This window comes from Micromonospora sp. NPDC047730 (assembly GCF_043204765.1).
Lineage (GTDB): Bacteria > Actinomycetota > Actinomycetes > Mycobacteriales > Micromonosporaceae > Micromonospora.
In genome coordinates this window covers 174093-183511 of record NZ_JBIDCU010000014.1, presented here as the reverse complement: position 1 = coordinate 183511, position 9419 = coordinate 174093, and the positions used below count along the sequence as shown (strand labels likewise).

Below are 9419 nucleotides of genomic sequence, written 5' to 3'. Positions count from 1 at the left end.
CGGCCTTGAACTGCGGGCTGAACCGACGACGCTGCTCGGGCATGGACTCATCCTCTCAACTCGGAGGACATGTCCAGGATCCTTGGTACACCTCAAAGAGCCTTCTGATCCTGGCCCTGCTCTGGTTCGCCTGGACCACCTTCGTCGCGCTGGGCAACGTCGTACGCGTCGACCAGGGTGTGATGCCCCTGGTCGGGTTCGCGACCATGATCGTTGTCTTCGTGCTGGCGGTGACGATCCCGGACGCCTTCTCGGACGCGCCGCACGGGCTGCCGGGAGACCTGGTCTTCGCCACCTGCTATTTCCTGCTACGGGCGCTGCAGGTGCTGGCTCTCTGGCACGCCGTGCGTGGCGACCGGCAGTTGCGCCGCCGGTGGTCGGGGCTCGTCGCGCCGGCGCTGGTCAGCACGGCGCTGCTGCTCGTCGCCGCACTCGTGCCGCAGCGGCTCTTCACCGGCACCGCCGAGTTCGGCGCCCGGGCCGGCCTGTGGCTGCTGGCCATCGCCGTCGAGTACACCGTCAGCGCGGTCGTCCGGACCGAGGGCCTGACCGTCGTCTCGGCCGGGCACTGGGCGGAACGTCATGCCCAGATCGTCCTGATCGCGCTCGGCGAGTCGGTCATCTCCCTCGGGACAGCTTCCAACCTCGCGGTGGGATGGCCGCCCACCTGGCCCATCATTCTCGCCTCCGCGCTCGGCATCGTCCTGATCTCGGCGCTCTGGTGGGTCTACTTCGACGTCCGCGCCATCGCCGCCGAACACATGCTGCACGGCGCCCGGGGCCGCACGCGGGCCGCGCTCGCGCGGGACGCCTACACCTACCTGCACCTGCCGATGATCGCCGGGATCATCCTGTTCGCCCTCGGGCTCAAGCGGGTCCTCACCAACATCGCCGAGCCCACGGTGCCCAGTTTCGAGGATGTGCTCAGCGGAGCCGAGGTCTACGTCCTGTACGGCGGAGTCATTCTCTACCTCCTGGCGGTGCAGGGCTTCGAGCGCCGTGCCGTCCGCCGGTCCGACTGGTTCCAGGTGACCAGGATCTTGCTCCTGGCGGCGCTGATTCCGGTAGCGGACCGGCTGTCCGCCATCGCCGCACTGACCCTCCTGGTGCTGGTCGCCACCGCCCTGATCGTCGCGCAGAGCATCCGCACCAGACAGCTCCGTCGGCGCGTACGCACATCCAGGCTTGCCGAACAGCGGGAACTGGAGGCCGAGGAGACGACGTGGCGTCGCCGACACCGATGAACGCGCACGCTGTGACCGGAACAGGCGGCGTGTGGGTCGGGTGCCGGCGACGGCCTCGGCGCGTCGGAGCGCCCGCTCCTCAGCTCACCGCCTGCTTCACGAGCGCGCCGATCCTGGCCTCGACGTCGGCGGTCAGCTCGGTCAGCGCGAAGTAGGTCGGCCACATGGCGCCCTCGTCGAGGTTCGCCTCGTCACTGAAGCCGAGCACCGCGTACCGCGTCTTGAACTTCGCCGCGCTCTGGAAGAAGCAGACCACCTTGCCGTCGCGGGCGTACGCGGGCATCCCGTACCACAGCTTGGGTGTGAGGACCGGCGCGTTGGCCTTGATCAGGGTGTGCAGGCGCTCGGCGATCACGCGGTCGGACTCCGACATCTCGGCGATCTTCGCGAGCACCTCGCGCTCCGTGTCGGCCTTGGCGCCCCGCCGAGCGCCCCTCTTCAGCTCCTTGGCGCGCTCCTTCATCGCGCCGCGCTCCTCGTCGGTGAAACCGTCGTACTTCTCGCCGTTCGCGGTGGTGGTCTTCGTCGTGCTCGACATGACAACGTCCTCTCGGTGACGGGTGGGCTTCGGGCGGTACTGGTCGGTGGCGCCTTCTCCGGGGCCGACTTCCACCGGTTGGTTCAGCGTTGACCGGTCTCTTCGGCCGTGATCAGCAACAACGTCACCACGTGCCGGCCTGCTGGCGGGTCGGCGCGTTGAGCCGGTTGAAGGCGTTGGTGATCGCGATGTTGAGCAGCAGCGCGGCCAACTCCTTCTGGTCGAAGTGCGTGGCGGCCACGTCCCACACCTGGTCCGGCACCGGGTCCGGCTGGTCGGCGAGCCGGGTCACGGCCTCGGTCAGGGCCAGCGCGGCGCGCTCCTCGTCGCTGAACCAGGGCGTCTCCCGCCACGCGGCGACGGCGTGCACCTGGTCTGCGCTCGCGCCGTGCTGGCGGGCCTGGTGGACGCCCCCGGCCACACACGGGCCGCAGCCGTTGATCTGGCTGGCCCGCAGGTGGCTCAGCGCCAGCAGCTTGTCGTCGACCCCGGCGCCCGCGATGGCTCTGTTGACCGCCATCAGGGCCTCCATCGCCTCGGGGATCAGAACCGCCGGGTTTGGCATGCGCTCGGTCGACATCGCCTCTCCTTCGTCGTGGGTGTCTCTGACAGGAGTCATCCGACCACCGGCGCGCCGGGGCCTGCGCGGTCCGTGGGACACCGTGGGACACGGAGAACGTGGTCCAGCAGCGCAAACGCATCGCCGATCCGGGTCCGTGGTGCGGGACGGTACGGTGTTGCGCGTGTCCAGCCCCCAGGAGCGACTGGTGGCTCAGCTCGCCCGGCTCAAGGAGCTGAGCGGGCTCAGCCTGCGCGCCCTCGCCCGCCAGGCTGGTCTGAGCAGCTCGTCGCTGTCGCGGTACCTGACCGGTCAGCTCGTGCCGCCGTGGGAGGCCGTCGTGGCGCTGTGCCGGGCGGTGGGCCGCGACCCCCGGCCGCTGCGCGCCGTGTGGGCCGAGGCGGCCAGGGCCGGTGCGGCGCCCGCCCCGCGCCGCAACGATCTGCCGGCCGACCTGTTCGACTTCACCGGCCGGGAAGCGGAGTCCGCGCTGGTCGAAGAGCTGCTGCACACCACCGGCGCGGTCGCGATCGACGGCATGGCGGGCGTGGGCAAGACCAGCCTGGCCGTGCATGTGGCCCATCGGCTCGCCCCTACGTATCCGGACGGCGGGCTCTACCTCGACCTGCACGGCTTCACCCCTGGCCAGGAGCCGCTGGAGCCGCAGGCCGCGCTGGGCCGGCTGCTGGGCGCGTTGGACGTGACGCACCCCCCGGCCGGCGCCACCGAACGCGCGGCGCTCTGGCGGTCGGAGCTGTCCCGCCGGCGGGCTCTCGTCGTGCTCGACAACGCGGTCGACGCGGAGCAGGTGCGCCCGCTGCTGCCCGGCGCGGGGAAGTCCGCGGTCCTGGTCACCAGTCGCCACCGGCTGGTCAGCCTGGACGGGGTGCCGCCGGTGTCCCTGGAGCCGCTGACCAACGACGACGCGGCGCATCTGTTCGGCCGGGCGGCCGGGCTCGCGCTCGCCGAGGAGGAAGCGGTCAGCCAGGTGCTGCGGCAGTGCGGCGGGCTCCCCCTGGCGCTACGGATGGCGGGCGCGCGGCTTCGCCACCGCCCGGGCTGGACGGTGGCGGTGCTGGCCGAGCGGCTGCGCGACACCGCCAACCGCTTCGACTCCGTGTTCGGCATGTCGCTCCGGCAGCTCGACGCGGTCCAGCGCCGAGTGTTCCGGCTGCTGGGCGTCCTGCCGGGCGCCGACTTCGACGCGGCGGTGGTGGGTGCGCTCACCGACCTGCCGCCCGACCGGATCGGCGCGGCGCTGGAGGAGCTGGTCGACGCCCACCTGGTCCAGGAGCCCTCGCCCGGGCGGTACCGGATGCACGACCTGATCCGGCAGTACGCGGCGGACATCGCCGCCGAGGAGGAGCCACAGGCCGACGCCGCCCTGCGCCGGGTCCTCAGGCACTGTCTGGCGCAGGCGGTCGCCCACGATCAGATCCTGCCCTCGCCGTACCGCAAGGAACCCTCGCCGGGAGATCCGGCGAAGGCCATGGCCTGGTTCGACCTCGAGTACGTCAACCTGGTGGCCTGCTTCGACGCCGCCGTGCGGCTCGGCGTGGACGAGGTGGTGGCCGAACTGCCGCAGGCCATGCGGGTGTGGTTCTTCCGGCACCGCGGAACCGACGACCAGGCGCGCCTGCTCGAAGCGGCCGCAGCCGCCGCGGCACGTCTCGGCCGTGACCAGCAGCGGGCTTCGCTGCTCGCGGACCTCGGCTACGCCTGTGCCGCCGCCGGCCGCCTCACCGAGGCGCTCTCCGCCTATGAACAGGCGGAGCAGGCAAGGCCGGACGACGACATCGCGGCTGCCCTGGCGCTGCGAATCGGCCTCGTGCGTCGGGATCTCGGTGAACTCGAAGCGGCGCAGGCGCACTTCCGGCGGGCACGCGAGCTGTTCGAGAGGATCGGGCGCCGTGCCGGGCAATCCCAGGCGCTGGCCTTCGACGGATGGGTGACACTTCACCTCGGGCGGCACCGTGAAGCCGTCGAACTCGCCCGGGCATCCGTCGCCCTGACGGACGGGCCCGCGCAGATCACCGGGCTGGTCACCCTCGGTGTCGCACTGGCACCCGACGATCCGGCGGAGTCGCTGCGAACGCTGCACGACGCGTTACGGCTGTCCGAGCAGAACAATCTTCAACACAACCAGGCGTGGTGCCACAACTATCTTGGGGTCGCGCTGCGGGTCATGGGTTCACTTGAGAGGGCGCTCGAACACCACCGGCGGGCCCTCGAGCTGCTGGAGCCGCTGGCCGAGGTTCAGCTGGAGATCGACTTCCTGCACACCTACGCCGAGACGTGCCGCGCGGCGGGCCGCCATGACGAGGCGCTGGCGCTGCTCGACCGGACCATCGAGTTCGCGCGTGCGCTGGGCCGGCCGTACGACGAGAAGCGCGCCCGGGCGGCGCGGGAGATCGTGCGCGCCGCACGCTGAGCCATCGCCACCGTCCGTACGCCAACGGCCGGCGACCCGCGGTGGCGCCCGGCCGGCCGGCCCGGAGGACGGCGGACCGGCCGGGTGGGTCGCGCTGTCAGTAGGCGTAGGTGCCGGAGATGGTGACGTTGGGGCAGTTGTTGGCCCAGTCGGTCAGGGCGCTCTTCTCGGCGCTGTCGACGGTGAGCCGCCAGCGGATCTTCACCGCGACCCACTCGTTGATGTAGCGGCAGCGGGCGGAGGCGTAGGGCGGCATCCAGGTGGCGGGGTCCTGGTCCCCCTTGGCCTGGTTGACGTTGTCGGTGACGGCGACCAGGGCCCGGCTGTCGCCCAGGTCGTTGGCGAAGGCCTGGCGGCGGCTGGACGTCCAGTTGCGGGCTCCGGAGTCCCAGGCTTCGGCGAGGGCGACCATGTGGTCGATGTCGAGGTCGCTGGTGAGGGTCCAGTAGGCGTCGTCGTAGTAGGAGTACCAGCGGCCACCGGACAGGGTGCAGGTGCCGCTGATGCTCGGCCTGGTGGTGGCTTCGGCGATGAGGACCTCGTTGCGGGTGTGGCAACCGTCCCCGTCGGCGTCGATCCAGTGGCGGAACAGGTCGCGGCTGTAGCCGGTGCGTACCTCGGTGGCGACGGGGAGATCGGCGACGGCGGTGGTGAGCGAGGCCGAGTAGCTGGCGGCCCAGGCGGGCTGGGCGACGCCGAGGGTGGCGGCCAGGATCGCGGCGAGGCTGACGGCCGTTGCGCGCAGGGTGCGGGTCATGGTGCTCCGTCCGGGTGAGAGCAGGTGGGTGCTGTACCCATATAGACAGAGTTGAAAGTGATCGTCCAGATCGATATCCGTGAACATCCGGTGACCGTTGCCCGATTCAGGGAAACGACGAGTGGCTGTAGGGGCCACACCACCGCTCAGTAGACGACGCTGTACCAGTGCGCGGTCTCGCCGGGAATCGGCGCCAACCGCACCTCGGTGCCGCCCGGGTGGTCGAACATGCGTACCCCGTCGCCGAGCAGCACCGGGGCGAAGAACATCAGGACCTCGTCGAGCAGCCCGGCCTCGATGCACTGCTGGGCGACGTTCGCGCCGAGGATGTTCACGTACTTGTCGCCGGCGGCCTCCCTGGCCTGCGCGACGGCGCTGTGCAGGTCACCGACGAACGTGACGCCCGGGTGTGGTGCGGCCGGCGGCCGGTGGGTGAGCACGAACACCGGCCCGTGGTACTGGCCGCCGAACGCGCCCTCGCTGTCGGTGCCGCGGTTCGGGTCGTCGCCGCCGAAGGTGCGGTTGCCGGCCAGGATCGCGCCGACGTCGGCCAGCAGGCGCTCCGCCGTCGGGTTCCCGCCGGCAAGGTAAGCAGTCAGCCAGGACATGTCGCCGCCCGGGCCGGCGATGTAGCCGTCGAGCGACGCCGTCGCCGAGTACAGCAGCTTGGCCATGAGGGCTCCTTTCGCAGTGGTCACTGAATAGACGGCCGGCGGCCGGAAAAGTAGTCGCCACGCCGAGGGCGGGTAGACGGCGCGGACACCGTCCTCGTCCTCCGTCGGGTCAAGGCCCTCACCTACCGGACCCGCTGACCCGGCCGGGCTCCGCGCCCGCGTCTTGCCGGCGTCTGCCATGCTCTGGACGGTGACCACCGGCCACCCGACCAGTCCCCGCAGCCGCAGCCGCAAGGGCAGCCGCCGCCGCGTCCGGAGCCGTACCGCCCGCCGGGCCATCCTGCTCGGCGCGGTCGCTGCCGTCGCCGCCATCGTCGTCGTCCTCGCCGTGGTCGTCGTGCCGTTGCTGCGGCCGCCCGGTCCGCGCCCGCTCTTCCAACTCCCCGTCGCCTGCGGCGAGACCTGGCAGCTCGGCACCTATCCCGGCCACGACGACTACGACGTCGACCTGTTCCCCACCGACGGCGAGGCGTGGGGGCGACCGGTGCTCGCGTCCTACGCCGGCACGGTCACCGTGGCCGGGATCAACGGGTCGCTGGGCGGCCGCACCCCCGACAACCCGAACGGTCCGCGCGGTCGCGGCGGCGGTTACTGGGTGAAGATCGACCACGGCGGCAGGTGGGAGACGCAGTACCTGCACCTGCTCGAACCGCCCCTGGTGCGGGAGGGTCAGCGGGTCGCCCAGGGTGAGCAGATCGGGCGGCTCGGCAGCACCGGCAACTCGGGCGCGCCGCACCTGCACTACGAGCAGCGCCGGGGCTGGGAGAAGGTCGAGAGCCACTTCGACAGCGAGCCGTCCGGCATCACCCACGACGACACCGAATACACGGTCAGGCGTACGAGCAACAACTGCGCCCCCGGGCAACGGTAGCCGCTGTGCCGGTGCGGTAATTTGCTGCCGGAGCGTCGTACGCGGCTGGCATGCTGGCCGGCGTGACACCGTTGAGGATCATCAAGGGTGATGCGACCAGCCCCCAGGCCAAGGGCCCGAAGGTGATCGCGCACATCTGCAACGACCTCGGCGGCTGGGGCAGGGGCTTCGTGGTGGCGATCTCCCGTCGCTGGCCCCAGCCCGAACGCGACTACCGCGACTGGCACCGGCACCGTGCGAGCAACGACTTCGCCCTCGGCGCGACCCGCCTGGTGCGGGTCACGCCGGACGTGTGGGTGGCGAACATGGTCGGCCAGCGCGGCATCAGGACCGGCAGCGGCGGCCCGCCCATTCGCTACGACGCCGTCGAACGCTGCCTGACGTCGCTCGCCGACCAGGCGCAGGCGTTGGGGGCGTCGGTGCACATGCCCCGGATCGGTTGCGGGCTCGCCGGCGGTACCTGGAACCGGATGGAACCCGTCATCGAGCGCACCCTCTGTGCGCGAGACATCGCCGTGACGGTGTACGACCACGGGTGACGGCGTCGCCGGGAACTGGTCGTGCCGGAGCGCCGCGCCCGCCCACGTCACACCGGGCGGCCGACAGCCTGGCGCCGGTGCTCGACTGGTCCGTCCAGGCCCTCCGTGCCCGGCTGCCGGCGCGGCCCTCGGCGAACGGTCGAGCCGCTTCCCCGGGGAGTCCTGACCCGGCCAACGGGGGGTTCGCGCTCGGTGACCGCTTCGTAGACTCCGGTCATGCCGCGGATCGTGCAGTTGCTGGCCTCGCCGGTGCACCGCTACGTGGGCCGCCCCGCGGACGGCCCGGCGCCGGCGCCGCCCGGCGAGCTGGTCGAGGAGGTCCGGATCCGGGCGGGCCTGGGCATCGTCGGCGACCGGTACTTCGGCAGGCCTGCGCACCGGGAGGCGAGCGTCACCGTGATCGCGCTGGAGTCGTTGCCGCCCGGTGTCGACCTGGTGCAGGTCCGGCGGAACGTCCTCACCGCCGGCATCGCCGTGGACGAACTGGTCGGGTCGGTGTTGACCCTGGACTCGGGGGAGGGCCCGGTCAGGCTGCGGGTCAACCGGCCGGCACACCCCTGCGCCTGGATGGACGTCACCGTCGGGCCCGGCGCGTGGAAGGCGCTGCGCGGCCGGGGCGGCGTCCGCTGCACGCCCCTGAACGACGGTGTCCTGCGCGTCGGCCCGGTCGACGTCACGGTCGAGGGGTAGCCGGGCCGGGCCTCGGTCCGACCTGTCCCGGCGGGGCGACAGCCACGCCGCCGGCACCACCCGTTCCGACCACTGTCGACCTGCCCCACCGGGTGGGGCACCAGTCACCACGAGGCCCAGCGCACCGGTCGTCGACTGCCTGGGACCGGCGGCTTCGACTCTGCACAAGGCCGGGCGGGTGGGCGGACGTAGGGCCGACTCGGCGAGCTGGTCCGGTCTCATGGACGGGGCAGCTCGACAGCGCGCCGCGGGCACACCCCGCACCCGGCTGGGCGGCGTCGGCCGCCAGCGGGGCGGGTGTCACCCGGAGGCGGGTGGCGCGGTCCGGCCTCTGTCTCGCCGGTCGGCCCGGGGAGCGGAGAAGTCCCGGGGAGCGGAGACGTCCCGGCGGCGGTGAGCGCGGATCGCGAGGATGCCTCTACGATTCGGCGTATGGCGCTGCTGCACCGGGCGGAACTGCACCCGTCGAAACTGGAACTCCTGGCGGCGTGGCTGCCCGGCCGGCCGTGGTACCAGGGGCCCGACGACGCCGACGTCGTCCGCGTGGCGGCCTACCGGTTCGACGACCCGGCTGGCGAGGTCGGCATCGAGACGATGCTCGTCCGGGCCGGCGACGGGCCGATCCACCAGGTCCCGCTCACGTACCGGGGCGCTCCGCTGGACGGCGGCGACGAGTGGCTGGTCGGCACCACGGAGCACTCGGTGCTCGGCCGCCGCTGGGTCTACGACGCCTGCGGCGACCCCGTCTACGCCGCGGCGCTCGCGGGCGCCGTGCTCGCCGGCACTGGTCAGGCGGAGGAGTTCATCGAGATCGACGGCCGGCTGGAGCGCCGCGAGCCCAGCATGACCATCACCGGCGGTGGCACCTCCGGTGCCGACGCCCCGGCCGTGGGCGCGCTGCGGCAGGTGGTGCCGGACGACCCGACGCTCATCGTCACGGACGCCGTCGACCTGGTCGTCGTGCGTCGCCTCGACGGCGGAAGCCGGCCGGAGGGCGCCACGCTGACCGGCGCCTGGGCGGGCCAGCCGACTCCGCTGCCGTTGGCGTACGCCCGGCCGCGCTGACGCCCACCGGCGCACCCGCCGGACCCGGACCCGGACCGGCCCGGACGGGAA

Annotated in this window: 10 protein-coding genes; 6 read left to right on the top strand and 4 right to left on the bottom strand. The window is 72.3% G+C overall.

The annotated features are described in order from the left end of the window. Nucleotides 1-1244: low temperature requirement protein A (locus ACGF5G_RS27220; RefSeq protein ID WP_393267747.1), on the top strand; the 1244-nt coding region annotated here is incomplete at its 5' end. 79 nt (nucleotides 1245-1323) lie between these two features. Here the strand turns inward: ACGF5G_RS27220 and ACGF5G_RS27215 are convergent. Both ACGF5G_RS27215 and ACGF5G_RS27210 read right to left on the bottom strand, forming a co-directional pair. After that, the gene (locus ACGF5G_RS27215) at nucleotides 1324-1782 is read right to left on the bottom strand and encodes an iron chaperone (RefSeq protein ID WP_393267744.1); all 459 of its coding nucleotides are present in this window, start codon (nucleotides 1780-1782) and stop codon (nucleotides 1324-1326) included. 124 nt (nucleotides 1783-1906) lie between these two features. After that, a complete protein-coding gene (locus ACGF5G_RS27210; protein ID WP_393267742.1) occupies nucleotides 1907-2362 on the bottom strand; it encodes a carboxymuconolactone decarboxylase family protein in 456 nt (151 codons plus the stop codon). A gap of 163 nt (nucleotides 2363-2525) precedes the next feature. Here ACGF5G_RS27210 and ACGF5G_RS27205 point away from each other — a divergent pair, with 163 nt between their 5' ends. Next, nucleotides 2526-4772, top strand: coding sequence for an ATP-binding protein (locus tag ACGF5G_RS27205; protein WP_393267739.1), 2247 nt, complete (start codon nucleotides 2526-2528; stop codon nucleotides 4770-4772). Between the two features lie 97 nt (nucleotides 4773-4869). On the opposite strand, the gene ACGF5G_RS27200 is transcribed toward ACGF5G_RS27205, so the two are convergent. Together ACGF5G_RS27200 and ACGF5G_RS27195 are read right to left on the bottom strand one after the other, a co-directional pair. Further along, on the bottom strand, nucleotides 4870-5529 hold the full coding sequence (locus ACGF5G_RS27200; protein ID WP_393267738.1) for an HNH endonuclease family protein: 660 nt from the start codon (nucleotides 5527-5529) through the stop codon (nucleotides 4870-4872). A 146-nt stretch (nucleotides 5530-5675) separates the two neighbouring features. After that, nucleotides 5676-6203 carry a dihydrofolate reductase family protein gene (locus ACGF5G_RS27195; protein WP_393267735.1) on the bottom strand — a complete coding sequence of 176 codons (528 nt, stop codon included), beginning with the start codon at nucleotides 6201-6203 and terminating at the stop codon, nucleotides 5676-5678. A gap of 190 nt (nucleotides 6204-6393) precedes the next feature. Here ACGF5G_RS27195 and ACGF5G_RS27190 point away from each other — a divergent pair, with 190 nt between their 5' ends. The 4 genes from ACGF5G_RS27190 to ACGF5G_RS27175 all read left to right on the top strand — a co-directional run bounded on the left by ACGF5G_RS27190 (nucleotide 6394) and on the right by ACGF5G_RS27175 (nucleotide 9368). Further along, entirely contained in the window at nucleotides 6394-7074 is a 681-nt protein-coding gene (locus ACGF5G_RS27190) for a M23 family metallopeptidase (RefSeq protein WP_393267732.1), read from the top strand. Nucleotides 7075-7136: 62 nt separating this feature from the next. Next, a complete protein-coding gene (locus ACGF5G_RS27185; protein WP_393267729.1) occupies nucleotides 7137-7613 on the top strand; it encodes a macro domain-containing protein in 477 nt (158 codons plus the stop codon). Nucleotides 7614-7829: 216 nt separating this feature from the next. Then, nucleotides 7830-8303 (top strand): molybdenum cofactor biosysynthesis protein, encoded by a 474-nt coding sequence (locus tag ACGF5G_RS27180; protein ID WP_393267726.1) that lies wholly within the window; start codon nucleotides 7830-7832, stop codon nucleotides 8301-8303. A 432-nt stretch (nucleotides 8304-8735) separates the two neighbouring features. Continuing rightward, a complete protein-coding gene (locus ACGF5G_RS27175) occupies nucleotides 8736-9368 on the top strand; it encodes a hypothetical protein (RefSeq protein WP_393267723.1) in 633 nt (210 codons plus the stop codon). Nucleotides 9369-9419: the final 51 nt, after the last annotated feature.